Below are 26,849 nucleotides of genomic sequence, written 5' to 3'. Positions count from 1 at the left end.
AGAATGGCGGTTGCCGACGGCAGCGCGCTGCTAGTGTTGCCATATCGTCGTCGACACGCGCACACCGGCACACGGCAAACGCAGCCGCCCGCAGCCGTCAACCAGGGAATGAGAATGCCCGACGCCAGCCTCTTCATCATCGAACCCGACTTCTCCGGCCACCGCTGGCGCTACGTGGAATGGGCGCTGCAGGCCTTTGCCGAAGCCGGGCGTCATTGCGTGGTGGTGACCGACGAAGCCAACCTCGGCCATCCGCTGGCACACGCGCTGCAGGCCGGCCGCCATCCCGGCTGCGCGGTGATGGCGCTGCCGCTGCCGGCCGATGCGGGAAGGGGCGCGGGGCGCGTCGCCTACGTGCGCTACTGGCGTATCTTCCGGCACCTGTACCGGCAGGCCTGCGCCGCGCACCGTGCCGGGCTGGTGCTAGTGCCCTACGCGGACTACTTCCTGTGGGCGCTGCCGCTGCTGCGCTCGCCGTTTGGCGCCACGCCGTGGCTCGGCATCACCATGCGCGCCGGCTTCCACCACCATCGCGTGGGCGTGCGCGCGCCGCGCCAGCCACTGGTCAATGCGCTCAAGACGCTGCTGTTCCGCCGCGCACTGCGCACGCCGGGGCTGAAGACGCTGCTCTCGATCGACCCCACCCTGCCCGCATGGCATGGCAACCGCAGCGGCGCGGCACTGGCGTATCTTGCCGATCCCGGCCCCGACATGACGCCGGCCACGCAGTCGGCGGCGCGCGCGCGCCTGGGGCTGGGGCCGGATAGCGGCCCGGTGCTGCTGGTCTACGGCGCCATCACCGCGCGCAAGGGCATCCGCGAACTGGTCTACGCCCTCGCCACGCGTACCGGCGCGCCGCGGCTGGTGGTGGCCGGCGTACAGGACGAGGAAGTCCGCGCGTGGTTGCCGGCAGCGACCGCCAGCCTGTCGCCGCCGCCGCTGGTGCTGGACCGCTTTATCCCCGAGGCGCAGGAAGCCGACCTGTTCTCCGCCTGCGACGCGGTGTGGCTCGGCTACCAGGGCCACTACGGCATGAGCGGGGTGCTGGTGCAGGCCTACCGCTTCGGCAAGCCGGTGCTGGCCACGGCCGACGGCCTGATCGGCTGGTTCTGCTGCGGCCGCGACCTGGGCCCGGTCATGGACGACCTGTCGGTCGGGGCCATCCACGGCGCACTGGACCAGCTCGTGCAGCCGCCCTTGCCCCGCGCCGGGGGCACCGGCTCGCATGCGCACCTGCTGGCGCGCCACACCGTCGCCGAATTCAAACTGACGCTGCGCCGTGCGGCGGCATAGCCGCGGCGCCCCCGCGCGGGCCGCCCTGATCCGAGGAGCTGACGATGCCACTTCCACACGCGGCGGGAGCGCCCGCGTCTGCGCGCCTGCGCGAACTTGACTTCATTCGCGGCATGGCCATCATTGCCGTGATGGGGATCCACTTCCATACCGTCAATACCGGCAGCACCCTGGTCTGGTTGCTGGAATACCCGCTGAAGACCTTCGGTCGCGAAGGCGTGACCCTGTTCTTCACGCTGAGCGGCTTCCTGGTCGGCGGGGTGCTGATGCGCGAGCTGGCCGAGCGCGGCACCATCGACGCGCGTCGCTTCATCATCCGCCGCATGTTCAAGATCTGGCCCGCCTATTACGCGCTGATCCTGTTCCATGCCATCGTCGGCCGGCATCCGCGCGACAGCTTCCTGCTGCAGAACGTGGTGCACCTGCAGAACTACCTGGGTTCGAGCATCGCGCAGACGTGGAGCCTGGCGGTGGAAGAGCACTTCTACCTGCTGCTGCCACCGGCGCTGCTGCTGGCCGCGCGCTTGCGCCTGGGGCCGCGCACGCTGCTGTGCCTGCTCTGCGCCGCCTGCCTGCTGGTGCTGGCCGCGCGCAGCGCGGCGGTGAGCGCCGGCGAGATCCAGGCGGCCTACGTCTACACGCACTACCGCGTCGACAGCCTGCTGTTCGGCGTGATGCTGGCGATCCTGTACTGGCTGCTGCCCGGCCACTACCGCAAGCTGGCGACGCGGCGGGCCTGGCTGATGCTGGCCGTGGCCGCGCTGCTAGTATGGCTGGTATTCCTGCAGGACGAGATCATGGTCGAGGAAAGCATCGGTTTCACCATCCAGTCGATCGGCTTCAGCGCGCTGATCGTGCTGGTGCTGGAGCACTCGGGCCGGCTGCGCGATACGCTCCCGTACCGCTGGGTGGCGTGGGTGGGCCTGTACTCCTATGGCATCTACCTGTGGCATACCATCGCGCGCGAGCCCGGCAAGATCTTCATCAACACCGCGCTCGCATACGGCGTGCCGCCGGTGACGACCTGGGCAATGGCAGTGGTGCTCCAGTTCGCCATTGCCATCTGCGCCGGCTACCTGACCACGCGCGCGGTGGAATTCCCGTTCCTGCGGCTGCGCGACGCGGTCTTCCCGGACCACCGCGCCAGCGTCGCGGCAACACCGGCGCGCGGCATGCAACACCCGCTGCCATAGCGGTCGGTGCAAGGCTCGCGCGCAGTGCACTAGTACGCGTCCGCCAAAAGCTACGCCGTGCTTGCCAAACGCGCCGCAAGGCGCGTTGCGCGCCGATTGACGATCAATAATTTTCCTAACGGGAACACAAGATCAGGCAGCGAGACAGCCGCACGCCGGACAACTCGATCCGGCGGCACAAGAACGGGAGGTCGAACATGGAAGGCGATGCATTGGCGCACCGGCCGGAAGGCGCTGGCCTGAGGCGCCCAGGCGACGACGGCCGCGTGATCGCGCTGGACCAGGCCGGCAAGGGCAATTACGCGCGCCGGCGCGGCCGGCTGGTCGAAGCGCTGTGGTTCGTGCTGGAGGCCGCGCTCATCAACAACAAGCTGGTGCCGTTTTCCGCGCTGCGTGTAGGGCTGCTGCGGATGTTCGGCGCGCACATCGGCCGCGGCTGCCGGCTGATGCATCCGATCCGCGTCAAATACCCCTGGAACCTGGAAGTCGGCGATGCCTGCTGGTTCGGCGTCGATGTCTGGCTGTACAACCAGGACCGCATCCGTATCGGCTCGCACGTCTGCATATCGCAGGGCAGCTTCCTCACCACCGGGTCGCACGCGGTCGACAGCAACATGGACCTGCAGGTCGCGCCGATCGTGATCGAAGACGGCGCGTGGGTCACCTCGCGCTGCATCGTGCAGAAGGGCGTCACCATCGGGCGCTCCGCGGTGGTCACGCCGATGTCGGTGGTGCACCGCTCGCTCGCACCCGGAGGCATCTACGGTGGCAATCCTTGCCGCTTTATCCGCAACCGGTTCGACGGCACCAGCCCCGGACACAACGCACCCAACGCAGGCAACGCGCCCTAAGGAGACTGTCATGCGCGATCTGGCACAGACGATCAGCGCCGAACGCGGCCGTTCGATCGAACTCGACTTCGTGCGCGGCGTGGCGATCATCATGGTGATGGGGATGCATTTCCACACCGTCACCACTGGCTACCCGCTGCTGGCCGTGATCGAATACCCGTTCAAGCAATACGGCCGCGAAGGCGTGAACCTGTTCTTCACGCTCAGCGGCTTCCTCGTCGGCGGCCTGCTGCTGCGGCAGTACGCGCAGGGCGGGCAGGTCGATGCGGGCCGCTTCATCATCCGGCGCATCTTCAAGATCTGGCCGGCGTACTACGCGCTGATCCTGTTCCACGTGCTGGTGGGCCGCCACCCGCCCGGCACCTTCCTGTACCAGAACCTGACGCACCTGCAGAACTACCTGGGCTCGTCGATCGCGCAGACCTGGAGCCTGGCGGTGGAAGAACACTTCTACCTGCTGCTGCCCGCGCTGCTGCTGTTCCTGGGCCGCTGGCGCGCCAGCGCGCGCGCCATCCTGTGGACGCTAGGCGCGCTATGCGCCGCGGTGCTGGCGGCACGCTGCGCGGTGGTGGCGGCGGGCGACCTGCACGCGGCCGCGTTCTACACCCAGTACCGCATCGACAGCCTGCTGATCGGCGTGATGCTGGCCACGGTCTACTGGATGCTGCCCGATGTGTACCGGCGCCTGGCGCGCAACATGCCGCTGCTGCTGGCGCTGGTATTGGGCCTGGTGGCGTGGCTGGGCTGGTTGCAGAAGGCGCTGGGCGCCGAGGAAAGCGTGGGCTACACGATCCAGGCCATCGGCTTCGTCGCGCTGATCGTGCTGGTGCTGGAGTACTCCGCCGCACTGAGCAATGCGCGCCTTTATCGTGCGGTGGCATGGACCGGCGTCTACTCGTACGGCATCTACCTGTGGCACTCGCTGGCGCTGGCGCCGGGTGACTTCTTTATCCGCAAGGCCCTGGCCTTTGGCGTGCCGGTGCCGCTGGTGTGGGTCGCGGCGCTGGTGCTGCAGTTCGGGCTGGCGGCCGGGATCGGCTTCCTGACCACGCGCGCGATCGAGTTTCCCTGCCTGCGGCTGCGCGACGCGCTGTTCCCGTCGCGGCAGCGCCGCGTGACGGATGCCGATGCCGGCGCGGTGGAAGGCGCTGCAGCGCTGCCTGGCAAGCGGCCGGCTGCCTGAGCGCATGACGGTATCGACTGGGGCAGAGATGGCGCCGGGCCCGACATCGTTGCGTGCCGGCCGGCGCTGGGGTCGGCTACTGCGGTACGTAGCCTTCAGGAGCGGTCGTGCGCGACTGGATCACGGCCGCATTGACGGACACCACGTAGATCGGCGTTCCGGTCAGTTGCAGGTTGACCGCGCCGTTGGTGTAAGGCACCGAGATGGGGTTGCCCATCATGTCGAGCACAGAGACCTGGCCGCTGGTGCCCGGCGCATCGACCTGCAGGCTGTACGGAATGCCGAAGGTGGTGCTGAAGCCCGCCGCCGCGTTCCAGCTCGCATTGCTGTGCGCCCACAGTGCGGTCACGACCTTGCCGCCGCCCAGCCGTTGGAACGCATAGCCATAGGCGCCGGCGGGCAGGTCCGTCAGGGGCCCCAGGGTATTGGTGCCATCGATCAGGCGCGTCATCGCCGCCACCGCCATGGCCGCCGGCTTGGGGCTGATCTGCGCCGGCCCGTAGCCGCCATGCGCGTTCTCCAGGTCGAAGAACAGGCCGTAGCCGGCCTGGCCCCCGGCCTCGGGCGTGTCGCTGGCATAGAACACAAAGGTCACGTCGGCGCCCTCACCCAGCAGGATCAGGTGCGTGCGCGCCACCACCGCGCCATGCCCGTACAGCGCGTTGGGCGTGGGATAGGCCGGACCATAGCTGGTGCCGATGTCGTAGCTGATGCCGGTCTCGGTGACAAACAGCCGGGCACCGCGCTTGAGCTGGCTGGCGACCGCGTGGCGCAGCTCACGCATCGAGGCCGGCAGCGCGTTGGCGGCCGCCGCGGCGTCGCTGTCGCCCACCAGCCGTTCCGGCGGATGCGACGGCGAGGTGCCGATGTCGTAGTAGCCATGCACGCTGACGCCGTCCAGGTAAGGCGCCAGTCCCTGCGGTACCAGCCGGTTCAGCCATTTGCTGTTCTCGCGCACCATCGCATTGGTGATGCCCATTACCACCGCTGACGGATCGGTGCCGTGGATGCCCTGCCACGTCGCCCGGTACATCGCCACCAGGTTGGCATCCGTATCCAGCCAGGGCAGGCCGCCGGCATAGTCGGGCTCCCAGGTCACCTGGTAATAGTTGGCCGCCTGCGCCGGGAAGTACTGCTTGCGGATCCGGTCCGACTCCTGGCCGACGCGCCCCATGTAGTTCTGGTAGTCGGCCAGCGACTTGGGCGCATAGCTGTGGGTGGCCGCACCGGTGGGGCTGGCCCACGCCGGGATGCCGTCGAGCTGGATCAGGCGCATCAGGTCGCCGGGCTTGAAGAACGGCGCGAGCTGGTCCGCCTCCGCCGAGAAGGTATTCGGGCCGTTCGGCTCCATCTTGTACCAGTTGCGGTTGTCATTGACCCAGCTCAGCCCCAGCGTGGTGTAGAGCGGTCGGTAGCCGTCGCCGGTGCAGCAGGCCTGGCCCGGCAGCAGGTAGGCCGCGCCCTGCCCGCCGAAACGGCGCAGGTCCTGGCGTGCAAAGGTGGCCGCCGGCAGTACCGGTGACATGTCAGGCAGTACGCCAAAGGTCGCGATGCCGTCCGGGCGCGTGCCACGCGCGCGCAGCCCTGACGGCGCCGAGCCCAGGCTGGCCGAGATGGCGAAATAGCCGGCCAGCGCCGACATGCAGTCCAGCGTGGTGGTACGCGCCCCGGCCGCGGCCGGGAAGCTGCCCTGCGCGCGCACCGTGCCCCAGGTGTCCGCGATCTGCCAGTTCACGACGACGTCGGCACCAGTGCGGGTGGTGATGCGAAGCTGGAAGGCCGCGCCCGCCGCCGCCATGCGGGTACCGTCGCCGCCAGCAAAGTCGGCCTCGATGGCATCGCCCGCACCGCCGGCTGCCACGCTGGTGCCAGGCTTGTTGCAGCTGAGCACCGCGCGCGTGGGACTGCCGGCACTGGGCGTGGGCGCTGCCGGCTCGGCGGCGGTGTTTGCATACCAGCAGCCCTTGGCGGCGCCGGGGGCAGGATCGCCGAACACGCCGTTGTTGCAGCCCACGCCGTCGGAGAAGGTCTTAGTAACGTACTGGGTCGTGGTGCCGTACTTGACCACGCGCGTGCCGTTAAAGCTGCAGAAGCTGTTCTCGTTGCCGCACGCGACCCAGCTGTTGTCCGCCGCAGACGTCGCGCCGGCGTCGTACCAGCAACTCTTGGCCGCGCCCGGCGCAGGGTCGCCGAAGACGCCGTTGTCACAGGGCGTGCCGCCGGTAAAGGACTTGATCACATACTGGGTCTCGGTGCCGTACTTGACCTGGTGGGTGCCGCTGAATACGCAGGTCTTGTTCTCGGTCGCGCACAGGGTCCAGGCGTCCGAGGCCTCGACGGCCAGGCGCGCGCCGCCGCCCCCGTCGCCACCGCCGCTGCCGCAGCCGGACAGCGCAAACAGCAGGGAACACCACAGGCACAGGCTGGCGAAAACGGTGCGCAGGCACGGTACGGCCGCCGCGCTTGCCTTGGGGCTGGAACAGATCGTCATGGCTTCTCCATCGTTGGTCCCTGAGGTTGGTCCCTGAGGTTGGTCCCTGAGTCGGTGCGTGGCGGGTGCGTGCGGCAGCAGCACCGCCGCGGGCTGGCGGCGATGGATGCCGGCATGGTCCGGGATGCCGCCTTGGCACCGGCGAGGTGTGCCGGGGTCCACCGGACAGGGAGTGGTGGCGCGGGCGCGGGTCGGCGGCGTGCACGACCGCCGCTCCGGCACTGTCCGGCCGGTTTCGGAAGCTTAGGCAGGGCCTGCCGGATCAATCGGCCAAAACCCTACCTCCAGCCGACGAGTGCGACTAACGCGCCGAAGCCGATGAGCGCAGCGCGCCCACCAATGCGGCCCGGACCGCAAAGCGCCGCGGCGCCAATGGCGGCGGTGGCCGAAATTGGCGAACTGTTGGCAAAACGCCACCCGCCGCGCGCCATACGCTGCAAGTACCGGTTGCGCTGCACGCCCCATAGCGGCACCGCCGGACCCCAGCGTTCCAACCAAAGACAGGACAACGTCATGCTCAAGGTCAAGAAAGCCGTGTTCCCGGTGGCCGGTCTCGGCACGCGATTCCTACCGGCCACCAAGGCCAGCCCGAAAGAGATGCTGACGGTGGTGGACAAGCCGCTGATCCAGTACGCCGTGGAAGAAGCAGTCGCGGCCGGCATCACCGAGCTGATCTTTGTCACCGGGCGCAGCAAGCGCGCCATCGAAGATCATTTCGACAAATCGTGCGAGATCGAGGCCGAACTGATGGCGCGCGGCAAGCAGCAACTGCTCGACGTGGTGCGCAACATCAAGCCGTCGCATGTCGACTGCTTCTACGTGCGCCAGGCCGAGCCGCTGGGGCTGGGCCATGCCGTGCGCTGCGCCAGCAAGCTGGTCGGCGGCGAACCGTTCGCGGTGATCCTGGCCGACGACCTGCTCGATGCACCCACGCCGGTGCTGAGCCAGATGATCCGCGTGTTCGACCACTACCACAGCTCGGTGGTGGGCGTGGAAGAGATCGCGCCGGAAGACTCGCGCGCCTATGGCGTGGTCGCCGGCAAGCCTTGGGACGAGCGCCTGATGAAGATGTCCGGCATCGTCGAGAAGCCGGCGCCGGAGAACGCACCCTCGCGGCTCGGCGTGGTCGGCCGCTATGTGTTCACACCGCGCATCCTCGACTACCTGCAGACCCTCACCCCTGGCGCCGGCGGCGAACTGCAGCTGACCGATGCGATCCAGGTGCTGCTTGCCGAGGAACAGGTGCTGGCCTACCGCTATCACGGCCGCCGCTTCGACTGCGGGAGCAAGCTGGGCTACCTGATGGCGACGGTGGAGTTCGCGCTTCGCCACTCCGAGGTGGGCGAGCCCTTCCAGCAATATCTGCGCACCGAGCACGCGCTGGCGCTGCCGGCACTCCTGGCCACGCTGCCGGCGTCTGACGGCGCCGCCGCTGCGCAACCTGAGCCCGAATCAGCGCGCGCCAAAGCGTCGATGGCCAATGATGCGCTGGCTGCCGCGGATGCCTAGTGTGCCTGGCAGCCGGGCCCCCGCCGGCTGCCGCGGCGTGCAAGGCATTTGGCCCGCGCCTTTTGCGCGGGCTTTTTCTTGGTTAGCGGAAGTAGGCCCGCGTGTTCTCGTGCAGGTCGTCGTTGCGGAGGATCTCGACAGGCGTCATCCAGCGGTACGCGTTGTGCTGCTCCTGCGGCGCGGCGAGCGCCATGCTGGGCACCTGCACCTCATACGCCAGCACCACATAGTGCGTGCCGATGCCCGGCGCGCCGGCAAAGTTGTCCGGATAAAAATGCTCGAAGGCGCCCAGCATACGCGCCGCTCGCCGCCGCAGGTCGAGACCCAGCTCGTCGGCCGCGATGCGCTGGAAGGCGTCGTCCAGATGCTCGTCCTTGCGGATACGGCCTCCCGGCACGAACCACGTGCCCTGTGCCGGCCGGTTCTTGCGCCGGCCCAACAGGATGCGCCCGCCCGGTTCGGAGACCACCAGGTCGATGGCCACCAGCGGCGCGGCGTGTATCACGTAAAGGAAGTCGTCCTGGCTCAGCATGGCAGAGGTGTCAGCGGGTCTGGTCATCGCCACAGTGTACGGCACTGCCTGCGGGCATCTACCCGGCGCGAGACGCCGAAACCCTTCCCACGGCCGCCTGAATTCGCGCCACGCGAGCACCGCATGGACATTGCTATGTAATGCGCCTCGTTCACCAGTCGTAGAACAAAGGAAAGTTCGTTCTACGAGTTCGCGCCGTCGGCGCGGACGACAAGATCCGCTTTGCCTCCGCCAAATCGGATGCAGCCTTCCGTGTCTTCTTTGCCTGCGCCAGCTTTCCGTCGACGTAGTCTGCGATGGGATCCGCCTCGACTCGCCCACGCGACCGCTTCTTGTCTTCCTTCTCCTGATTGATTTGCTGGCGTAGTTTCAGGTTGTGCCGTATCACGCCCCAGCCCCCTTGCGCCTCCAAGAGCCCCAACTCAACGCCGTCAGGTTGAAACGCACGGACACAGCGAAGATCATCGGCATTCAGATAGATAGGCAGGCTCTTGCCGATCAGATCCGTGCTGCAGGCGAGGACGCTGCTTGTGTAGCGCACGCCATACAAATTGATGTGCGGTCGAACGCCCCGGTCGAGGTATGCGCGCACTGTGCAACGCCTGGCCGATTGCATCAGGCACAGCGTGCGGCGCCGATGTTCGGGCAGCCATGTCACCAACTGTTCCTTGCCCCGAATAAAATACTCCATCGCCTCAAGTGGCGTGACATTGTTCAGGCTGGCATGCGGCGTACCGTTGTAGCTCGCGATAGCGTATTCGACCAACTCCTCCAACTCGTCAAACGACACAAACAAGCGTAGCTTTCCCTTCGGATCAGCCAGCGCGCGCCGCAAATCACGGGGATGCGAACCCGTATAGCCAGGCAATCTGGAAGACAGTCTGCTCGCAATGGTCCCGAAGAAGCGTTCGATGTAGGGTCGATCATCGGGACTGTACTTCGGCCCTGCGTCTGCACAACAGCCAACGAAATCCAGTGCCCTGAACTGGGCGTCGCGGCCTTTGCATTCAATGAGGCGGGACAAGCTGTTGTCGATGAGGTGGGCGAACTGGTGATCACCCAGCCAATGCCGTCCATGCCGCTTTATTTCTGGAACGACCCGGACGGAAGCCGTTACCGCGATAGTTACTTCGACATGTACCCAGGTGTGTGGCGTCAAGGCGATTGGATACGTTTCACTTCCTACGGCGGTTCATGCTGCTGGGCGCCGAGCTAGGCAAGGTCGCCAACCCGGACACCATGCGAAATCCGCGCAGCCTGGACTTCTTTATCGAGTACGCGAAGACGCTCGAAAACGCTTCGTTTATCACCGACCATGGTGGCGGCACAAGATAGCTTTCAATGGTGAGTCCCTGTCGCGCCCGTTCCCGGCTCGGCGAAGATCGCTACCGGCCGTGTTGAACTGGCCGGTGCGGTCCTGCAAATCCCGCACCGGCGCTGTGCGCAGCGCAAGAAGCGAAACCCGGACCCCTCGCCTGATCCAGGAATCGCTTCTACGCCACGGCAGTCGAGCCTGCCGGTTGCGCCCGCCGCGCCAGCAAATCCAGCGCCACATCCACGATCATGTCCTCCTGTCCTCCCACCATCCCGCGCTTGCCCAATTCGACCAGGATATCGACCGTCCCCAGCCCATACCGCGCCGCAGCGGTCTCCGCATGCCGCAGGAAGCTGGAATACACCCCGGCGTAGCCCAGCGCCAGCGTTTCGCGATCCACGCGTACCGGGCGGTCCTGCAGCGGACGGACGATATCGTCCGCCGCATCCATCAGCGTATAGAGATCGCAGGCATGGTTCCAGCCCAGCCGCTCGGCCGCAGCGATGAACACTTCCAGCGGCGCGTTGCCGGCACCGGCGCCCATCCCGGCAAGGCTGGCGTCCACGCGATCGCAGCCCTCCTCCACCGCGACGATGGAATTGGCCACGCCCAGGCTGAGGTTGTGGTGGGCGTGCATGCCGGTGGCCGTCTCGGGCCTGAGCACGTCCTTGAACGCGCGGAAGCGGTCGCGCACGTCCTGCATGCTGAGCGCGCCGCCCGAGTCGACCACATACACGCACTGCGCGCCGTAGCTCTCCATCAGCTTGGCCTGCTGCGCCAGCGCCGCGGGCGGGGTCATGTGGCTCATCATCAGGAAGCCGACGGTATCCATGCCGAGTTCGCGCGCGAATTCGATATGCTGGCGCGAAACGTCGGCCTCGGTGCAGTGGGTGGCCACGCGCACCACGCGAGCGCCCGCATCGTAGGCGGCCCGCAGGTCGTGCACGGTGCCGACGCCAGGCAGGAGCAGCGTGGCGACGCGCGCATGGCGCACGGTCTCGGCGACGGCGGCGATCCATTCCAGGTCGGTGTGGGCGCCGAAGCCATAGTTGAAGCTGGAGCCGGACAAGCCGTCGCCATGCGCCACTTCAATGGAATCCACGCGGGCGGCATCGAGCGCCGCGGCGATGCGGCGTACCTGGTCCAGGCTGTACTGGTGGCGGATGGCGTGGCTGCCGTCGCGCAGCGTCACATCGGAGATATAGAGCTTCTTTGCGGAGTTTGCGGTCATATCAGGCTCCCTGCGTTCGGTGCGTGGTGCGGTCTTCATGCGGCCAGCCGGGTTTCGGCGAGGCGCTCGGCGCAGGCCAGCGCCGCGCTGGTCATGATGTCGAGGTTACCGGCATAGGCCGGCAGGTAGTGGGCGGCGCCCTCCACCTCGAGGAAGATCGAGGTCTTGAGACCGCTCATCGGCCCCAGGCCGGGGATGTTCAGCGGCGCGGACAAGTCGATTCGCTCGAACTGCACGCGCTGCTTGAGCCGGTAGCCGGGCACATAGGCCTGTACGGCCTGCACCATCGCTTCGACGCTGGCTTCGATCTCGGCGGGATCGGCATCCTCGGACAGCGTGAAGACGGTATCGCGCATCATCAGCGGCGGCTCGGCCGGGTTGAGCACGATGATGGCCTTGCCGCGCGCGGCGCCGCCGACCGAGCACAGCGCCTGGCTGGTGGTTTCGGTGAACTCGTCGATATTGGCACGCGTCCCCGGCCCCGCCGACTTGCTGGAAATCGATGCCACGATCTCGGCGTAGTGCACCTTCGCCACGCGCGACACCGCCGCCACCATCGGGATGGTGGCCTGGCCGCCGCACGTCACCATGTTGATATTGGGCGCAGCCAGGTGCTGGTCGAGGTTGACCACCGGCACCACATGCGGACCGATCGAGGCCGGCGTGAGATCGATCACCCGCACCCCATGCTGCTGCAGCACGCGGTTGTGGTGCGCGTGGGCGCCGGCGGAGGTGGCGTCGAAGGCGATGCGGATGTCGCCAAAGCCCGGCATGCCGACCAGCCCTTCAATGCCCCCTGCCGTGGTCGGCACCCCCAGGCGCGCCGCGCGGGCCAGACCGTCTGAAGCCGGATCGATGCCGACCATGGCCCCCATCTGCAGGTTCCGTCCGTGCCGCATCACCTTGATCATCAGGTCGGTGCCGATATTGCCGGAGCCGATGATGGCCACCTTGTGCCGGGCGCTTGCTTTCATGTCCATGTCGCTGTCCTTGTCGTGGTTGTCTTGCCGCGTCAGCGGCCCAGTTCCCTGGCCGTCCTGCCGCCGATGCCGAACTGCGTCTTCGGCACTTCGGTGATCAGCACGCGCACGGTTTCCACCGGCGCGCCGACCGCTTCCACCGCGGCATCGGTCAGCGCGCGGATCAGGCGCGCCTTCTGTTCTTCGGTACGGCCTTCGATCAGGAAAACCTGCATGATTGGCATGGTGTGTCTCCCGGGTCCGCTCAGAGGAAGCGCATCGACACGGTGCCGAGGTGCTGGTACCTGACGGTGATGTTGTCGCCGGCCGCTACCGCAATCGCCTCGGTCACGCCGCCGGTCATGATGAAAGTGCCGGCCGGCAGCTCGCGCCCGCGTGCGCCAAGCATGTTGGCCAGCATCGCAACGCTGTTGGCCGGATGGCCCAGCACTGCCGCGCCCGCGGCGGTGGCAACCACCTCGCCGTTCTTCTCCAGCACCACGCCGAGGTTCTTCAGGTCGAGTCCTTGCGCGCTGCGATGGCTGCCGCCGACGACAAAGCGGGCCGACGAGGTGTTGTCGGCAATCACGCTCTTCAGGTCGAAGCGGAAGTTCTCGTAGCGCGAGTCGATCACCTCTACCGCCGGCACGACGAAGTCGGTCGCGGCCAGCACATCGCCGATATGGCAGCCCGGCCCCTTCAGCGGCGCCTTCAGCACAAAGGCGATCTCGGCCTCGATCTTGGGATGGATCAGCGTGCCGGTATCGATGGCGGCGCCATCCATGCACGCGCCGTAGTCGGTCAGGAAGCCGTACACCGGTTCGCTCACGCCCATCTGGCGCATCTTGGCGAACGAGGTCAGGCCCATCTTGAGGCCGGCGATGCGGGTGCCGCGTCCTTCCTTGCGCGCGCGGATGGCGTCCTGGATCGCATAGGCGTCGTCCCAGTCCATGTCGGGGTGGTCATCGGTGATCTTGGGTACCGCCTCGCGCTGCAGCTCGGCGTTCTCCAGCAACTCGGCAAGGCTGGCGATGGTCTCTTGGGTCAGGTTCATGGCTTGTCCTGCACGGATAATCGATAAAAGGTGATCAGACGAAGCGCACGCCGGCCGAGCCGATGTCGCCCAGGCTGATGCGCAGCTGGTCGCCGGCGGCCACCGGCACCATCGCGGCCAGCGAGCCGGACAGGATCACTTCGCCGCGCTTCAGGCCGATGCCCAGCCTTCCCAGCGTGTTGGCCAGCCATGCGACCGCGTTGACGGGATGCCCCAGTGCGGCGGCGCCGGCACCGGTGGCGACGATCTCGCCGTTTTTCTCCAGCGTCATGCCGACGGTCCCCAGGTCCACGCTGCGCGCATCGACCGCGGCGTCGCCCAGCACGAAGACGCCGGAGGACGCGTTGTCAGCCACCGTGTCCTGGATGCGGATCTTCCAGTCGCGGATGCGCGAGTCGACGATCTCGAAGCACGGCAGCACATAGGCGGTCGCGCGCAGCACGTCGGCATTGGTCACCCCCGGGCCTTCGAGGTCGTCCTTCAGCACGAAGGCGATCTCGCCCTCGGCCTTGGGTGCGATCAGCGTGTCGGCGGCGATGGCGGCACCGTCCGGGTAGACCATGCCGGACAGCAGGTGGCCAAAGTCAGGCTGGCGCACGTTGAGCATGTCCATCACCACCCGGCTGGTGACGCCGATCTTCTTGCCGACCACGCGCTCGCCGGCGTCGAGCCGGTGCTGCACCATGGCCAGCTGGATACGGTAGGCGTCGTCGATGGTCAGGTCGGGCCAGGAGTCGGTCAGCGGCGCCAGCGGGTGCCGGGTGGCAAGCGCCTGGTGCAGGCTGGCGCCGATTTCGCGGATCAGTTCGCTATGCATGATGGGACTCACAGTTTGACGCAGACGTTGCGCAGTTCGGTGTAGAACTCCAGCGAATGGACGCCGCCTTCGCGGCCGATGCCGGACTGCCTGGCGCCGCCGAAGGCCGTGCGCAGGTCGCGCAGGAACCAGGCATTGATCCAGCAGATGCCGACCTCCAGCGCGCTGCCCATGCGGTGCGCGGTGCCAAGGTCGCTGGTCCAGACGGTGGCCGCCAGGCCGTATGGGGTATCGTTGGCCAGTTCAATGACTTCTTCTTCAGTGTCGAACGGGGCGATATGGCAGCACGGCCCGAAGATTTCTTCGCGGATCACTGCCGCGCTCTCCGGCAGGCCGGTCCAGATGGTCGGCTGCACCCAGGCGCCTTCGGCGAGCACGCCCGGCATCTGCGGCACGCCGCCGCCGGTCACGACCGTGGCGCCGGCTTCGGCGGCCTTGCGATAGTAGGACAGCACCTTGTCGCGATGCTCGTGCGAGACCAGCGGGCCCATGTTGACGCCATCGTCGGTCGGCCGCCCGAGCTTCAGGCCTTCGGCCTTCGCCTTCAGCGCGGCGACAAAGCGCTCGAAGATCGGGCGCTGCACGTAGACACGCTCCGTCCCAAGGCAGACCTGTCCGCTGTTCTCGAATGCCGAGCGCGTGATGCCGGCCACGGCCTTGTCGAAATCCGCATCGGCAAACACGATGCCGGCGTTCTTGCCGCCCAGTTCGAACGACACCGGCCGCACGCCATTGGCGGCTGCCTTCATGATGGCCTCGCCGGTGCGGGTCTCGCCCGTGAAGGTGATGCCGTTGACTTGCGGGTGGCCGGTCAGGAAGGCGCCGGCAGAGTCCGGCCCGAAGCCGTGTACGACGTTGTAGACGCCCGGCGGCACGCCGGCCTCGTTCATCACCTCGCCCAGCAGCGTGGCGGTGGCGGGCGTTTCCTCTGACGGCTTGACTACCACGGTATTGCCGCATGCCAGCGCCGGCCCGACCTTCCATGTCATCAGCAGCAGCGGCAGGTTCCACGGGCACACCACGCCGATCACGCCGCGCGGGCTGCGCACCGCGTAGTTGATGGCCTTGCCGCCGTCCGGCGTGTCCATGGCGAAGCTCTCGGTCGGCACGTTCCGGATCAGGTCGGCAAAGACCTTGAAATTGGCCGCGCCGCGCGGGATGTCGATATGGCTGGCGAGGACGTAGGGCTTGCCGGTGTCGGCGATCTCGGCCTGCACGAACTCGTCGAAGCGGCGGTTGATGCCGTCGGCGACGGCGTGCAGCAGCTCCACGCGCTGCGCCACCGTCATGCGGCCCCACGGGCCATGCAAGGCGTTGCGCGCGGCCTGCACGGCGGCATCGACTTCGGCCTGGCCGGCTTCGTGCACGTGGCCGATCAGGGTGTTGTCGGCGGGGTTGCGGTTCTCGAAGGTGCGTGCGGTGCCGACCCACTCGCCATTGATGAAGTTCTTGAAGTCTTTCATGTTGGTTCTCTTGTGTGGAAGTGTCCCCTCTCCCGCTTGCGGGGAGAGGGGAGCAAACCAAGGGCTCCGTTCAGGTCAGCACATTCAGGAACGCCTCGTTCAGCTTGCGGTCGTGATAGAAGATCGCCCTGCCCAACTCGTTGTCCGTCCACGTTATCGTCGGCTTGTCCGGATAGTGGATATAGCCACCGGAGAACACCTCGTTGCGGTTCCCTGAAGGATCGAAGAAATAAATCGTCGCCCCGCGCGTAATGCCGTGACGGGTCGGCCCGATATCGAGCGACACATCCTTCTTGGAGATGATGTCAGCCGCCTTCAGCACCTCGCTCCAGTTGTCGAGCAGGAACGACGCATGGTGGAAGCGGTTCTTCTCCGGATGGCGGATAAAGGCGATGTCGTGCGCCTTGTTCGAGCACGTCAGGAAGGCGCCGATCAGCATCTCGCCATCCGGGCCAGCCACCACCTGCTCGGCCATCGAGAAGCCCAGCACCTCGCGGAACAGCTTGACCGTGCCGTCGACATCGTCGCCATACAGCAGGCAGTGGTCAAAGCGGCTGGGTGCCATGCCGCGCAGGTCGTCCGGCCAGGGGTCCGGGTTCAGGTCGCCGGTCTTGCAGCCGGGCTTGTCCTTCTCGGCGAACAGCTCGATGGCGTGGCCGGTGGGGATGGTGAAGCGGAAACGCACGCCGGTGTGCGGATGCTCGCCCGCGGCGATCCACTGGTAGGCCGTTGCCAGCCCGGATTGCTCGACCTCCTGCGCCAGACGCTCCAGCGTGCGGCCGCTGTCGACGCGGAAGCCCATGTAGTCCATGCCCGGGCTGTCGGCCTCGCGCAGCACCACGCTGTGGTGGTCGTGCTCGTCCCACGCCTTCAGGAACACCCGGCCCTGTTCGTCGCGGGCGGTCTCGATCAGGCCGAGTACCTCGGTGTAGTGCTTCACCGCCGGCTCCAGCTCCAGCACGCGCAGGGCCACGTGCCCCGGGCGCAATACGCCTGTCAATGCCATGTCTGTCTCCTTGTGTGTGTCTTTACTGCGTGGTCATGCGGGTTCATGCTTGCACGCGCCTGGCCGCGTACCGCTCCAGGCAGCGCTGCAGCAGCGCCACCGGGCGCAGCCGGATATCGCTGTCGGGATAGGTCTTGCACGCCAGCACCAGCCCGTCGCGCTGTTCCGCTTCGGACAGGCAGGCCCGGCTCATCTTCCCCACGTGGTAGTGCCCGGCCTCAATGCGTACCTTGCACACGCCGCAGCCGCCACCGCGGCAGCCGGCGGGAATGCCACGCTGGCCCAGCACTTCCATGGCCCGCAACAGGTTCTGCTCCGGCGCGCAGGCGTAGCGCTGCCCGCTGCCGGCGATCTCGACGGTATGCATGCATGGCCTCCTTGCTCAGATCTTGAACAGCGGACTGCGCGCACTGTTCTGCGCGTCACCGGCCGACAGGAACTTCTCGGTATGGATGTCCGCCTCGAACAGGCGCCCCTGCATCAGCGTGCGGATGCAGGCCTCGATCATCGGCGGCGGGCCGCACAGGTAGGCCTTGTGGCCGCGGAAGTCGGCGCTGCCGTCCTGCGCGTAGAGCTGGTGCAGCACGTCGTGCACGTAGCCGCGCGCGCCGTTCCAGCCGCTGTCGGCGGGTTCGTCCGACAGCGCCGGCACGTAGCGGAAGTTGGGATGGGCCTGCGCCAGCGCGTGGAACTCGTCGTCGTAATACAGCTCGCCGCGGTTGCGCGCGCCCTGGACCAGCGTGATCGGCAGCGTTTCACCGGCGGCCAGCAGGTCCAGGATCATCGCGCGCGGGCTGGACAGGCCCGAGCCGCCCGCCAGGAACAGCATCGGCACCTGCGCCGACTTGCGCACGAAGAAGCGCCCGTACGGGGCGGAGAAGCGCAGCTTGTTGCCCACCGCCAGCTGTTCGTGCAGCCAGGCGGTGGCTGGGCCGCCTTCCACGCGACGCACGTGCAGTTCCACCAGCTCTTCGCCCGGCCGGTTGGCCAGCGAGAACGCGCGCGGCTGGTCGCAGCCGGGCACCATCAGGTTCAGGTACTGCCCGGCCTGGAACGCGGCGCGCTTGCCGTCCCTGGGCTTGAGCCAGATGCCGAGGATGGTCGGCGTGAGCGCACGCGTCTCCACCACCTCCGCGCAATAGTCGTCCAGCGGCAGGCCCTCGGCGTCGGCGTCTTCCTCGATATCGGCTTCGATCACCAGGTCTGACTGCGCGGTGGCGCAGCAGGCCAGGCACTGGCCGTTGTCGCGCTCGAAGTCCATCAGCGCGAAGCTGGAGGCCTCGCCCTGGTCGACCTCGCCGTCCACCACCTGCACCTTGCAGGTAGCGCACAGGCCGTGGCAGCAGGCGTGCGGCAGCCACACGCCGTTGCGCAGGCAGGCGTCCAGCACGGTCTGCCCCGGCGCGATGGGGATGGTCTGGCCGATCGGTTCAATCGTCAGCGAATACATCTCGGTCTCCTTCCGGTGTTGCGCGCTGCGCTGCGCTCAGCTGCGGCTTCCGCCGATGCCGTCAAGGCCCGGCGTGCGGAAGCGGATCACGGTCTTGTGGCCCAGGCCGTTCTCTTCCAGCGAGCGGTCCAGGTCGGGCTGCCAGGGCTGGCCGCCGCGCAGCCACTCCACCTTTTGCCAGTCGATGCGGGCAAAGTCCGGGTGATAGCCGTAGACGCCGGGGAGCACGTCCTCCACCACCGCGCGCAGCGGCATCGACGGCGGGAACGGGAAGCAGTGCGGCGCGCAGAACAGCAGGTGGCCGTCCCAGCCGATGTAGAGCAGGCGGTTGCCGTGGAACACGGATTCGCGGTCGGCCGCCTCGAATGCATAGTCGCCGATGGATACGACTGGCATGGTTGTCTCCTTGTCTCTCTGATGGCCTGCGCGTCAGGCGGCAGGGGTGATGCCCTTCCAGGCGTTCCAGTTGCGCTGGTCCTGCGAACCCTCGAAGTCGAGGTTGTCCGCGCCGGGATTCAGGCGGTACCACTTGAGCACGTCGTCCAGCGAGGCGCCGCCGCAGTTGCCCTGGTAGATCTGGTGCACCGGCAGCCACGCCTGCGCGTACTTGGCGGGCTCGACGTCGAAGATGTCCTTGCAGCCGTCCGAGCAGAAATGGAACTTCATGCCGTGGTAGCTGCTTTCGCGATAGCAGGTCTGGGTGGGGTCGTCCGGCTCGGAGAACACCATCGGGATCTGGCAGGTCTGGCACAGCATCGGCAGCGTGGCGTTGTAGAAGCGCTCGCCGGCCTGCTGGCGCTCCTGCCAGTGGTCCAGCCGCGGCTTGTAGTAGCGATCGAAGGTCTGCGGGTACTTCTCGGCCAGCCACGCCATCTCGTCTTCCTTCGGCACCCAGGTATGGAAGCCGGCCGCGGCGGCGTAGTTGTAGAAGGTGCCCCAGGCTTCGTGCGTAATGCGGTCCTTGGTCTTGGTGGCCACGTCGTGGTACTTGGGCATGCGCAGGCCGTAACGCTCCAGGTCCTTGAACAGCGCACCGCCGGCCTGCTCAAAATACATCTCCCACGCCTCGCCCCACGACATCACGCGCTTGGGCAGCATGTAGTCCATCATCATCCCGACCAGCGTCAGCAGGCGGAAGCCGCGCCAGAACCACTTGTCCAGCCACTTCTGCAGGATGGGGATATTGCCGGGGTCCTGCTCGCACAGGAACTTGACCACTTCCAGCCCGAGCGTCATGTGGCGCGACTCATCCGATTGCGCGGAGAAGCCGAAAGTCACGGTCGCCATGTCGCCGTTGTAGGCCGCACCGGACATGAACGGCATGAACAGCAGGTTGGTCAGCACGTATTCGAACGAGAACGAGATCGCCGTGATGAACTCGAACGGCCCGGCGCTCATTGCGTCTTCGAAGTACGACTTGGGCACGGACAGGTACCAGACCCGGTCATGCATATGGCGCCATTCGCCAAAGCCGTGGAAATACTTGTTATAGACCGACAGCGTATGCAGCTGGGTCTGGGCGTGGCGCAGCTCGTCGATCGACTGCATCTGCGCCGCCACGCGCGCGCCGGCGCCGCGGAAGTGCCGGCCCAGGTGCGCGTAGCCGCGGTGCGCGGCATATTCCAGCGGCGTCACGCCGGTCAGGAACAGCCGCAGCGCGTTCAGGTAGCGCGGGTCGGACACGTTCAGGTGGCCGTTGTTCTGCACGAACGAGTCGATGATCGCGTACAGCTTGCGCTCCTTCTCCGACTGGTATTTCCAGTACGCATCCATGGTCATGCGGAACGGGTCTTCCCATTTGTCCCAGTCGTGGATGCGGATGCCTTCGTACTTGTCGAAGGGAAAGACCTTGTCCATCGGCTCATAGGTGGTTTCCCAGGACAGGTCCCGCGTCATCGAGGCGTACTTCTCGCGCAGGTTGAGCTTCTTGCGTGCGTCCATGATGTCTCCGTAGTGTTCTGTGGCGCCGCCGGATCAGGCGTTCCAGCGCAGGGTGAAGGCGTCTTCGTCCTCGTCGATGTTCCCGCACAGCGAGATCAGGTTCAGGTGGATCTCTTGCAGGTCCCAGTCGCGGCCGAGCTTGTCGGCGACGCGCTCGCGCACGATGGTCAGGTGGCCGGGGGCGTCGATCTTGACCATGGCCGGGAACTGCGAGACCACCGCGTGCGGGTTGGCTTCAGTGATGGCGTCGATGATCGGGCGGGTGTCGTCGTTGTTCTGCAGGGCGATGTAGACGTTGGCTTGCATGGCGTGTCTCCGGATGGCGGGCTGGTCAGGCGGCAAGGCCGAGCTTGCGCAGCCGGACTTCAAACTGTTCGCGGCACAGCGCGACCATCTGCGCGCCGTCTTCGCTGGTCAGCACGCTGGCAACGGGCACCAGCGCCTCGGCCACTTCCGCCGTGGCGGCACGCGCCCAGCCGGACAGCAGCACGCGGTTAGCCTCGGACTCGGCGGCGGCCGCCTGGATCACCGCATCGACCCAGCGCGCGTGCTCGTCGCGCCAGTCGTTCATGAACTCGGTCAGCACGGCCAGGCCGGTGCCACAGGCGCGCACGATCGCCGCATCGGCGTGCTGGTAGATGAGCGGGTAGAGCAGCCCGTCGAGCACCAGGTTCTGGGCGACGAAGGTCTCGAACCAGTCATCGATCACGAAGCTGTGCTCGACAAAGCGGCGAAGCGGCTGCCAGGCAGCGCCCTCCAGCCAGGCCACCTTGGCGCGCTCCAGCGCCACGCCGGTATTGCCGTCAAGCAGCATGCCGATGCGCGACAGGTACTGTGCAATGCCAAGGCGGTCCATCGCGCAGTAGGTACAGGCCTGCGTGATCGCCGTGCCCCAGCCGTAGTCGGCGCAGTAGAAGTTGTTCATGTTGGCGCCCCACTCCACATGGCGCAGCGGCAGCAGCCCCGCGGCCAGGCGCTCCTGCCATTCAGCCGGCAGCGCCTGCAGCAGGCCGCGCTTCTCGACAAAGGCAAAGTTCTTCTCGGCAGCATCCTGCTGGCGCCCGCGCGTGGTCACGTAAGCGCCGTAGTAGTACTGGCGCGGGTCCTTCAGCGCGTACCAATCCTGCATGACGACCGCGGTGCGGCGCTTGTCGTACAGCTCGAAGCCGGGGTCCCAGGTCGGGCGGTAGTGGAAATTCACCTCCGACTGCACGTCATAGGTCGCCTCCTGGTAGCGCGACGCCGGCTTGTCGCCGAAACGGCGCGCAACGTGGCCGTAGGTCTGGCGCAGCGGCTGGATCTGCTGGGTCTTGATATCGACTTGCATCGCTTGGTCTCCTGTGTCCTTCTCTTGTGATGCGGTGGCTTTTGATGCGGCGGCTTGCGTTGGGCGGGCTCAGCACCCGGATTCCTGGGACGCGTCTGCCAGCGGCGGCAGGAAGCGCACGCGGTTGACGCAGCAGAAGGCTTCAAACATCGGCTGGGGCATGATCAGTTCGACGTTGAGCTCGGGGTCGGCCACGCTGAAGGCGAACTGCACGAACCCCTCGGGCGTGCGGCCCTCCACCCGCACGTAGCGGGGCGTGGCTTCGAACAGGGGTACCGACGACGGGGTGTTCATGGCGCGCTCCTTTGCCTGGCTGGTTGCAGCCCTTATTGCGAAGAGCGTGCCAGCGGGCGCAAAGCGCGATGGGACAAGGGTTGCGGGGAAGCGGCGGGGCTCGGTGTCGGCGTTAACCCGGAAGGCGGCGGGCCGGCGGCGTCGATGATTTGATGAAGCTGCGCGCGGGGCTTGATCAAATGATCAAAAGCCGCGCCGGGCGGGCGTTTGCGGGTAGCCGGGGCGGCGCTGCGCGAGTGTCCCGCGACGCAACAGCAAGGCGTGCCGGCGAGGATGCAGGGGCTTGATCTGGCAAGGGAAACTGGCTGGCGCGTTGCAGCATTGCGCTGCGGCGCGTGGATGCCTGGGTGATTAGCAGTGCATCAAATGGTGAAGCCAGGGGAACAGGCCATCATGGCGGCCGGGAAGCGCGACGGAACGCGAACAGTCAGATGCAAGCGCCCTCTCCCGCAAGCGGTGAGAGGGCGCAAACCAACTATGAGCGACGCTGCTCAGCGGCCTCAGTTGCCGTGGCCGTTTCCGCCCCGCGTACTGCGTATCTTCCACCGGTACGCCAGCTGCGGCCGCGTGATCCCCAGCAGCCGCGCCGCCTGGCTCATGTTCCCGTTGGCACGCTGCATCGCCGCCTCCATCAGCACGGTCTCCACATCGCCCAGGGCCAGCTGCTGCTCGGACATCTGGTCGAGCAAGGCATGCACCGCCGCCTCGCGCAGCTCAGGCAGCGTGCCGCCGGCGCCGAGCCGCGGCGCGGTGTCCACCGGCGGTGTCGCGGTGCCGGGCAGGAACAGGTGCTCGGCGCAAATCTGCCCGCCCTGGCTGGCCAGGATCACGCCGCGCTCGATCACGTTCTCCAGTTCGCGCACGTTGCCGGGCCAGTCATAGTGGCGCAGCTCGGCCAGCGCGCGGTCGGTGATGCCGACGATGCGCTTGCCGTGGCGCGCGCTGTAGCGGGCCACGAAGCGCTCGGCCAGCGCGCGGATATCGTCGAGCCGCTCGCGCAGCGGCGGGATGGTGACGGGGTAGACGTTGAGCCGGTAGTAAAGGTCCTTGCGGAAGGTGCCGGCCTTGACGGCTTCGGCCAAGTCGACGTTGGTGGCAGCCACCAGCCGCACATCGACCTTGCGCGAGCCGGTGCCGCCCACGCGCTCGACCTCGCCTTCCTGCAGCACGCGCAGCAGCTTGGACTGCGCCGAGGCCGAGAGCTCGCCCAGTTCGTCCAGGAACAGGGTGCCGCCGTGGGCGCGCTCGAAGCGGCCGGGGCGCGACTGGTTCGCGCCGGTGAAGGCGCCCTTCTCCACGCCGAACAGTTCGGACTCGATCAGCTCGTCCGGGATCGCGGCACAGTTGACCGCGACAAAGGGCTTGTCGGCGCGCCCGCTGACGCTGTGCAGCGCCTGCGCGAAGCGCTCCTTGCCCACGCCGGTCTCGCCCAGCAGCAGCACGGTCACGTTGCTGGCCGCGGCGCGTTGCAGCAGCCCCCACGCGGCGCGGAAGCCGGGCGAGTTGCCGACCAGGTCGGCCGGCGTGGCGGGGCTGCCCTGCAGTGCGCGCAGGTGCTCGACTTCGCTCTGCAATGCCAGGATGGTCTCGATCACCGGATCGGGCTGGTATTGCGCCAGGACCTGCTGGCCGTCTTCCCACGCCTCCACCGGCTTGCCGACGATGCGGCAGTGGGCGTGCCCGCAGGCAATGCACTCGACCTCGCGATAGAGGATGGTGCGGCCCATCAGCGCCGAGGTATAGCCGGTGGCATAGCCGATCTGCATCCAGCAGGCCGGTTCGTCGACGATGCCGAACAGCTGGCGGTGGACGTCGCCCTCGAACGAGTCTTCCCACAGGAATTCGCCATCGTAGATGCCGCGGGCGATATCGATGTCGACCTTGACCGGCGTGACCCGTACCACCCCTTCGATGGTGTGCAGGCAAGGCCCGATCTCCAGCTGGCCGAAATCGCTGTGGCCGCCGCGCAGCTTCCTGGCGATCTCGGCATCGCGCATGCCGGAATGGAAGCCCATGCGCATGAACAGGCCGCGAGCACGCTCCATGCCCATGGTGTCCACCAGCTCCTTGCGCAGCGCGCCGAGGGTGGCGGTGTGGATCAGGATCATGCGCTGCTCGTCCAGCCAGATCGCGCCTTCCTCCATTGCAAAGCGCAGGCGGCGGGCGAGATCGGCCAGGCCATCGCGCATGGTGGCCGAGAACTTGTCGGTTGTACTGCTCATTGTCTCCCCTTGTGGCGGCGGGTGTTCCGCTCGTTTGTCTTTTGGCCGCATGGTATGCACATTATGTGCCATGGGGAGGACAACCCTCTAGTGGGACTCCCCTGCTGTCGTCCGGCAGCGCCCCCCGTATGCGCCCCGGCGAAGGCCGTGCGGCTAATTCTCCCCGCCCCTTCGCCCGCCGCGTTAATATCTGAAATTACCTCACAATGGCCGGCCATGTACCGGACCGCGCGCAAGGAGACGCGCCTCATGAGCGAAGCGCTTTGTTTTCTTTCCGCTGCAGAATTGCAGCTTCGCATCCGCCGCAAGGAAGTCTCGCCGGTGGCGCTGACTGAAGCGGTGCTGGCTCGCGCAGAACGCTTGCAGCCGACATTGAACTGCTTTATCACGCTGTGCACCGACGAGGCCATGGCGGCAGCTCGCACGGCTGAGCAGGATGTCATGGCGGGACGATCATTGGGCCTGCTGCACGGTATCCCATTCACCGTCAAGGACATCGTCAATACACGCGGCATACGGACAAGCTTCGGCGCACAGCCGATGCGCGAGAACGTGCCGGCAGAAGATGCCGTGTCGGTCGCGCGCCTGTTAGCCCAGGGCGCAATCCTGATCGGCAAGACCACCACGCCGGAGTTCGGGTCGAAATGCCTGACGGATTCTCCGCTATTCGGCCGCACTCGCAATGCATGGCATCCGGACCGAACCAGCGGCGGGTCGAGTGGGGGCGCGGCGGTGGCGGTGGCCAGCGGCATCGCGCCGCTAGCCGTGGCGACGGACGGCGGCGGCTCGACTCGCATACCGGCCGCGTGCAACGGGGTGGTGGGCATCAAGCAAAGCCAGGGCGTGATCCCGCATAGCCAGGCGCAAGATCTCTTCGGCAACCAGACCTATGTCACGCCGACCACGCGGACAGTGGCCGATACCGGCTTGATGATGCAGGCAATGGCAGGCGAGCATGCTTGCGATCCGTGGTCGATCGGCGTGCCAGTGCCGGACTACATCGCCGCTGCGCAGCCGCAGGGCGATTTGCGCGGGCGGCGCGTTCTGTATTGCCTGGCACCACCAGGGCGGCCGGTATCGGCGGATGTGGCGACGGCATTCGAGGCCAGCCTGGAACGCTTGCGCGCCTTGGGGGCGCAGCTGGAGCCATTCTCCGGCGAGGGTTTCGACGTGGAGCCGATCTGGCGCGCCATCAACCATACGGTCTGGCGCACCCGCTTCGCACCCATCGTCGAGAAGCATGCCGATCTGCTGAGCCCCACCTTCGTGAGACAGGTGGAATCCGCCGCCCATATTAGCGGCGTGGAGTACCAGCAGGCCATGTTCGAGCGCTCACAGCTATTCCTGCGGGTGCAGGCGCTGTTGGCGCGTGCCGACCTGCTCGCCATGCCGACGCTGACGCGCACAGCACTGCCGCTGGACCAGGACCTGTTCGGCCGGATCGAGATCGACGGACAGTCCTATGAAGATGTGCGGGCCCATTGGTTTCCATGGACCATGCCATTCAACATGACCGGACACCCGGCCATCAGCCTGCCGTGCGGTTTTGGCCAGGACGGCCTGCCCATCGGCCTGCAACTGGTAGGACAGTTCCGCCAGGACGCGGCATTGCTGCGCGCAGCGGCGCTATTCGAGTCCGTGCATGATTTCCGCGCGCAATGGCCAGCCTTGCCCTGAGTACGCGCTTTTTTTCTCCTCTCATTCCTGCTTTCGCTGACATGATCCCCACTCTCCGCCTTGCGCGAGGCCTGCTTGCCGTGACCACGATTGCCGCAGCCGCCGTCGCCATGTCCACCCCTGCCCGGGCAGCCGATGCCGAGCCGATGCACATCATCGTCGGCTACGCGCCAGGCGGCGCTGCCGACAGCCTGGCCCGGCTATACGCCGAGCAACTGCGCCAGGATGGCCACGGCACCGTGGTCGTAGAAAACCGGCCTGGCGCGTCGGCGCGGCTGGCGCTTGACTATGTGAAGCGGGCAAAGCCGGACGGCAGGACGGTATTCATCGGCCCGTCGCCACTGTTCACGATCTTCCCGCTGACCTACAAGAAGCTGGGCTACGATGCCGACAAGGATCTGATACCTGCCGCGGTGCTGACTGACGTTCCAACCGCCGTCGCAGCAGGCCCGCAGCAGCCCTACCGCAACATGAAGGAGTACGTCGACTGGGCGAAGCGCAACCCCGGTGGAGCCAGCCTGGGCCTGGCGACGATTGGCAGTGCGGGCCACCTTGGCACGGTGGCGCTGGGCAAGTCCGCAGGCATTTCGATCACGCCGGCTGCTTACCGTGGTGCGGCGCCGATGCTGGTGGATGTGATCAGCGGCAACGTGTCGATCGGCTGGGACGCGGTCGCCAGCATGATGCCGCTCTACAAGGGCGGCAAGCTGCAGTTTCTCGGCGTGAGCGGCACGCGGCGCGCCAAGGCTCTGCCGGACGTGCCGACCATGAAGGAACAGGGGTTCAACCAGTATGACTATGCCACCAGCTGGTACGGTGTGTTTGTACCCGCGGGCACCCAGCCCGACGTGCTGGCCAAGGTCGAGAAGATGTTCATCGCCGCCTCCGGCAACGCCGCAACTGCGGCAAAGCTGGAAGCCCTCGGCCTCGAGGTAGTGGCACGATCCGGCCAGGATGCACGGCGACGCATCCAGGTAGAGCGGGCCGCGTGGAAGCCGATCGTCGAGGCGACAGGCTTCGTAGCGGAAGACTGAGTCCGCA

The 26,849-nt window shown here is 66.9% G+C and carries 25 protein-coding genes and 2 pseudogenes; 9 read left to right on the top strand and 18 right to left on the bottom strand.

Annotated elements, in window-relative coordinates; all coding sequences use genetic code 11:
- Window positions 1-114 precede the first annotated feature (114 nt).
- The 4 genes from AC10V3_RS08555 to AC10V3_RS08540 all read left to right on the top strand — a co-directional run bounded on the left by AC10V3_RS08555 (window position 115) and on the right by AC10V3_RS08540 (window position 4,520).
- A complete protein-coding gene (locus tag AC10V3_RS08555; RefSeq protein ID WP_022534703.1) occupies window positions 115-1,293 on the top strand; it encodes a glycosyltransferase family protein in 1,179 nt (392 codons plus the stop codon).
- A 44-nt stretch (window positions 1,294-1,337) separates the two neighbouring features.
- Window positions 1,338-2,486 (top strand): acyltransferase family protein, encoded by a 1,149-nt coding sequence (locus AC10V3_RS08550; protein ID WP_022534702.1) that lies wholly within the window; start codon window positions 1,338-1,340, stop codon window positions 2,484-2,486.
- A 197-nt stretch (window positions 2,487-2,683) separates the two neighbouring features.
- Window positions 2,684-3,337: an LbetaH domain-containing protein gene (locus tag AC10V3_RS08545; RefSeq protein WP_022534701.1), complete on the top strand. Its 654-nt coding sequence runs from the start codon at window positions 2,684-2,686 to the stop codon at window positions 3,335-3,337.
- Between the two features lie 10 nt (window positions 3,338-3,347).
- Window positions 3,348-4,520 (top strand): acyltransferase family protein, encoded by a 1,173-nt coding sequence (locus AC10V3_RS08540; RefSeq protein WP_490923510.1) that lies wholly within the window; start codon window positions 3,348-3,350, stop codon window positions 4,518-4,520.
- Between the two features lie 76 nt (window positions 4,521-4,596).
- Here AC10V3_RS08540 and AC10V3_RS08535 read toward each other — a convergent pair whose 3' ends face one another.
- Entirely contained in the window at window positions 4,597-7,011 is a 2,415-nt protein-coding gene (locus AC10V3_RS08535) for a hypothetical protein (protein WP_490923508.1), read from the bottom strand.
- A gap of 513 nt (window positions 7,012-7,524) precedes the next feature.
- On the opposite strand from AC10V3_RS08535, the gene galU reads away from it, so the two are divergent.
- Window positions 7,525-8,520 carry a UTP--glucose-1-phosphate uridylyltransferase GalU gene (galU, locus tag AC10V3_RS08530; RefSeq protein ID WP_022534698.1) on the top strand — a complete coding sequence of 332 codons (996 nt, stop codon included), beginning with the start codon at window positions 7,525-7,527 and terminating at the stop codon, window positions 8,518-8,520.
- Between the two features lie 82 nt (window positions 8,521-8,602).
- Here galU and AC10V3_RS08525 read toward each other — a convergent pair whose 3' ends face one another.
- Entirely contained in the window at window positions 8,603-9,052 is a 450-nt protein-coding gene (locus tag AC10V3_RS08525) for a GDP-mannose mannosyl hydrolase (protein WP_454752575.1), read from the bottom strand.
- A gap of 187 nt (window positions 9,053-9,239) precedes the next feature.
- A pseudogene (locus tag AC10V3_RS08520) lies at window positions 9,240-10,022 on the bottom strand (integrase core domain-containing protein); the annotation flags it as partial.
- On the opposite strand from AC10V3_RS08520, the pseudogene AC10V3_RS08515 reads away from it, so the two are divergent.
- Together AC10V3_RS08515 and AC10V3_RS08510 are read left to right on the top strand one after the other, a co-directional pair.
- Window positions 9,996-10,265 (top strand): annotated as a pseudogene (locus tag AC10V3_RS08515) (acetoacetate--CoA ligase); the annotation flags it as partial. The pseudogenes AC10V3_RS08520 and AC10V3_RS08515 sit on opposite strands and share 27 nt — an antisense overlap.
- Window positions 10,217-10,387 carry a hypothetical protein gene (locus AC10V3_RS08510; protein WP_454751829.1) on the top strand — a complete coding sequence of 57 codons (171 nt, stop codon included), beginning with the start codon at window positions 10,217-10,219 and terminating at the stop codon, window positions 10,385-10,387. The pseudogene AC10V3_RS08515 and the gene AC10V3_RS08510, both read left to right, overlap by 49 nt.
- A gap of 158 nt (window positions 10,388-10,545) precedes the next feature.
- Here AC10V3_RS08510 and dmpG read toward each other — a convergent pair whose 3' ends face one another.
- The 15 genes from dmpG to poxR form a co-directional block, all read right to left on the bottom strand.
- Window positions 10,546-11,598 carry a 4-hydroxy-2-oxovalerate aldolase gene (gene dmpG / locus AC10V3_RS08505; protein ID WP_454751828.1) on the bottom strand — a complete coding sequence of 351 codons (1,053 nt, stop codon included), beginning with the start codon at window positions 11,596-11,598 and terminating at the stop codon, window positions 10,546-10,548.
- Between the two features lie 35 nt (window positions 11,599-11,633).
- A complete protein-coding gene (locus AC10V3_RS08500; protein ID WP_454751827.1) occupies window positions 11,634-12,578 on the bottom strand; it encodes an acetaldehyde dehydrogenase (acetylating) in 945 nt (314 codons plus the stop codon).
- Between the two features lie 32 nt (window positions 12,579-12,610).
- On the bottom strand, window positions 12,611-12,802 hold the full coding sequence (thmT, locus tag AC10V3_RS08495; RefSeq protein ID WP_454751826.1) for a 2-hydroxymuconate tautomerase: 192 nt from the start codon (window positions 12,800-12,802) through the stop codon (window positions 12,611-12,613).
- Between the two features lie 20 nt (window positions 12,803-12,822).
- Window positions 12,823-13,611: a 2-oxo-3-hexenedioate decarboxylase gene (gene dmpH / locus AC10V3_RS08490; RefSeq protein WP_349604535.1), complete on the bottom strand. Its 789-nt coding sequence runs from the start codon at window positions 13,609-13,611 to the stop codon at window positions 12,823-12,825.
- Window positions 13,612-13,645: 34 nt separating this feature from the next.
- Window positions 13,646-14,428: a 2-oxopent-4-enoate hydratase gene (gene dmpE, locus AC10V3_RS08485; RefSeq protein WP_041681356.1), complete on the bottom strand. Its 783-nt coding sequence runs from the start codon at window positions 14,426-14,428 to the stop codon at window positions 13,646-13,648.
- 8 nt (window positions 14,429-14,436) lie between these two features.
- Window positions 14,437-15,891 (bottom strand): 2-hydroxymuconic semialdehyde dehydrogenase, encoded by a 1,455-nt coding sequence (locus AC10V3_RS08480; protein WP_022534689.1) that lies wholly within the window; start codon window positions 15,889-15,891, stop codon window positions 14,437-14,439.
- Between the two features lie 70 nt (window positions 15,892-15,961).
- Entirely contained in the window at window positions 15,962-16,897 is a 936-nt protein-coding gene (locus AC10V3_RS08475) for a catechol 2,3-dioxygenase (RefSeq protein WP_022534688.1), read from the bottom strand.
- Window positions 16,898-16,940: 43 nt separating this feature from the next.
- Window positions 16,941-17,264 carry a 2Fe-2S iron-sulfur cluster binding domain-containing protein gene (locus AC10V3_RS08470; RefSeq protein ID WP_454751823.1) on the bottom strand — a complete coding sequence of 108 codons (324 nt, stop codon included), beginning with the start codon at window positions 17,262-17,264 and terminating at the stop codon, window positions 16,941-16,943.
- A gap of 15 nt (window positions 17,265-17,279) precedes the next feature.
- Window positions 17,280-18,347 carry an NADH:ubiquinone reductase (Na(+)-transporting) subunit F gene (locus AC10V3_RS08465; protein WP_022534686.1) on the bottom strand — a complete coding sequence of 356 codons (1,068 nt, stop codon included), beginning with the start codon at window positions 18,345-18,347 and terminating at the stop codon, window positions 17,280-17,282.
- A gap of 36 nt (window positions 18,348-18,383) precedes the next feature.
- Complete coding sequence (locus AC10V3_RS08460) at window positions 18,384-18,743, bottom strand: phenol hydroxylase subunit P4 (RefSeq protein ID WP_022534685.1); 360 nt, start codon at window positions 18,741-18,743, stop codon at window positions 18,384-18,386.
- Between the two features lie 33 nt (window positions 18,744-18,776).
- The gene (locus tag AC10V3_RS08455) at window positions 18,777-20,288 is read right to left on the bottom strand and encodes an aromatic/alkene/methane monooxygenase hydroxylase/oxygenase subunit alpha (protein ID WP_454751822.1); all 1,512 of its coding nucleotides are present in this window, start codon (window positions 20,286-20,288) and stop codon (window positions 18,777-18,779) included.
- Between the two features lie 33 nt (window positions 20,289-20,321).
- On the bottom strand, window positions 20,322-20,594 hold the full coding sequence (locus AC10V3_RS08450) for an MmoB/DmpM family protein (protein ID WP_022534683.1): 273 nt from the start codon (window positions 20,592-20,594) through the stop codon (window positions 20,322-20,324).
- Window positions 20,595-20,619: 25 nt separating this feature from the next.
- Window positions 20,620-21,615, bottom strand: a complete 996-nt coding sequence (locus AC10V3_RS08445; protein WP_022534682.1) for an aromatic/alkene monooxygenase hydroxylase subunit beta — start codon at window positions 21,613-21,615, stop codon at window positions 20,620-20,622.
- A 69-nt stretch (window positions 21,616-21,684) separates the two neighbouring features.
- Window positions 21,685-21,909 (bottom strand): phenol hydroxylase subunit, encoded by a 225-nt coding sequence (locus AC10V3_RS08440; protein WP_490923503.1) that lies wholly within the window; start codon window positions 21,907-21,909, stop codon window positions 21,685-21,687.
- 500 nt (window positions 21,910-22,409) lie between these two features.
- Window positions 22,410-24,131 carry a phenol degradation transcriptional regulator PoxR gene (poxR, locus tag AC10V3_RS08435; RefSeq protein WP_454751821.1) on the bottom strand — a complete coding sequence of 574 codons (1,722 nt, stop codon included), beginning with the start codon at window positions 24,129-24,131 and terminating at the stop codon, window positions 22,410-22,412.
- Between the two features lie 249 nt (window positions 24,132-24,380).
- On the opposite strand from poxR, the gene AC10V3_RS08430 reads away from it, so the two are divergent.
- Together AC10V3_RS08430 and AC10V3_RS08425 are read left to right on the top strand one after the other, a co-directional pair.
- Window positions 24,381-25,808, top strand: coding sequence for an amidase (locus AC10V3_RS08430; RefSeq protein ID WP_022534679.1), 1,428 nt, complete (start codon window positions 24,381-24,383; stop codon window positions 25,806-25,808).
- A gap of 80 nt (window positions 25,809-25,888) precedes the next feature.
- Window positions 25,889-26,842 carry a Bug family tripartite tricarboxylate transporter substrate binding protein gene (locus AC10V3_RS08425; RefSeq protein WP_041681014.1) on the top strand — a complete coding sequence of 318 codons (954 nt, stop codon included), beginning with the start codon at window positions 25,889-25,891 and terminating at the stop codon, window positions 26,840-26,842.
- The last annotated feature ends 7 nt before the right edge of the window (window positions 26,843-26,849 follow it).

The sequence above is a fragment of the Cupriavidus sp. PB-02 genome (assembly GCF_058252315.1).
This window is presented reverse-complemented; position numbering and strand designations above follow the sequence as displayed.

Bases quoted from the DNA above. Each gene is read 5' to 3' on its own strand.
- AC10V3_RS08450 (WP_022534683.1), bottom strand. From the start codon at position 20,594: ATGCAAGCCAACGTCTACATCGCCCTGCAGAACAACGACGACACCCGC.
- AC10V3_RS08550 (WP_022534702.1), top strand. From the start codon at position 1,338: ATGCCACTTCCACACGCGGCGGGAGCGCCCGCGTCTGCGCGCCTGCGC.
- AC10V3_RS08480 (WP_022534689.1), bottom strand. From the start codon at position 15,891: ATGAAAGACTTCAAGAACTTCATCAATGGCGAGTGGGTCGGCACCGCA.
- AC10V3_RS08455 (WP_454751822.1), bottom strand. From the start codon at position 20,288: ATGGACGCACGCAAGAAGCTCAACCTGCGCGAGAAGTACGCCTCGATG.
- thmT (WP_454751826.1), bottom strand. From the start codon at position 12,802: ATGCCAATCATGCAGGTTTTCCTGATCGAAGGCCGTACCGAAGAACAG.
- AC10V3_RS08545 (WP_022534701.1), top strand. From the start codon at position 2,684: ATGGAAGGCGATGCATTGGCGCACCGGCCGGAAGGCGCTGGCCTGAGG.
- dmpH (WP_349604535.1), bottom strand. From the start codon at position 13,611: ATGAACCTGACCCAAGAGACCATCGCCAGCCTTGCCGAGTTGCTGGAG.
- dmpE (WP_041681356.1), bottom strand. From the start codon at position 14,428: ATGCATAGCGAACTGATCCGCGAAATCGGCGCCAGCCTGCACCAGGCG.
- dmpG (WP_454751828.1), bottom strand. From the start codon at position 11,598: ATGACCGCAAACTCCGCAAAGAAGCTCTATATCTCCGATGTGACGCTG.
- AC10V3_RS08465 (WP_022534686.1), bottom strand. From the start codon at position 18,347: ATGTATTCGCTGACGATTGAACCGATCGGCCAGACCATCCCCATCGCG.
- AC10V3_RS08535 (WP_490923508.1), bottom strand. From the start codon at position 7,011: ATGACGATCTGTTCCAGCCCCAAGGCAAGCGCGGCGGCCGTACCGTGC.
- AC10V3_RS08460 (WP_022534685.1), bottom strand. From the start codon at position 18,743: ATGCCAGTCGTATCCATCGGCGACTATGCATTCGAGGCGGCCGACCGC.
- galU (WP_022534698.1), top strand. From the start codon at position 7,525: ATGCTCAAGGTCAAGAAAGCCGTGTTCCCGGTGGCCGGTCTCGGCACG.
- AC10V3_RS08470 (WP_454751823.1), bottom strand. From the start codon at position 17,264: ATGCATACCGTCGAGATCGCCGGCAGCGGGCAGCGCTACGCCTGCGCG.
- poxR (WP_454751821.1), bottom strand. From the start codon at position 24,131: ATGAGCAGTACAACCGACAAGTTCTCGGCCACCATGCGCGATGGCCTG.
- AC10V3_RS08475 (WP_022534688.1), bottom strand. From the start codon at position 16,897: ATGGCATTGACAGGCGTATTGCGCCCGGGGCACGTGGCCCTGCGCGTG.
- AC10V3_RS08555 (WP_022534703.1), top strand. From the start codon at position 115: ATGCCCGACGCCAGCCTCTTCATCATCGAACCCGACTTCTCCGGCCAC.
- AC10V3_RS08440 (WP_490923503.1), bottom strand. From the start codon at position 21,909: ATGAACACCCCGTCGTCGGTACCCCTGTTCGAAGCCACGCCCCGCTAC.
- AC10V3_RS08430 (WP_022534679.1), top strand. From the start codon at position 24,381: ATGAGCGAAGCGCTTTGTTTTCTTTCCGCTGCAGAATTGCAGCTTCGC.
- AC10V3_RS08500 (WP_454751827.1), bottom strand. From the start codon at position 12,578: ATGGACATGAAAGCAAGCGCCCGGCACAAGGTGGCCATCATCGGCTCC.
- AC10V3_RS08540 (WP_490923510.1), top strand. From the start codon at position 3,348: ATGCGCGATCTGGCACAGACGATCAGCGCCGAACGCGGCCGTTCGATC.
- AC10V3_RS08525 (WP_454752575.1), bottom strand. From the start codon at position 9,052: ATGCTGAGCCAGGACGACTTCCTTTACGTGATACACGCCGCGCCGCTG.
- AC10V3_RS08445 (WP_022534682.1), bottom strand. From the start codon at position 21,615: ATGCAAGTCGATATCAAGACCCAGCAGATCCAGCCGCTGCGCCAGACC.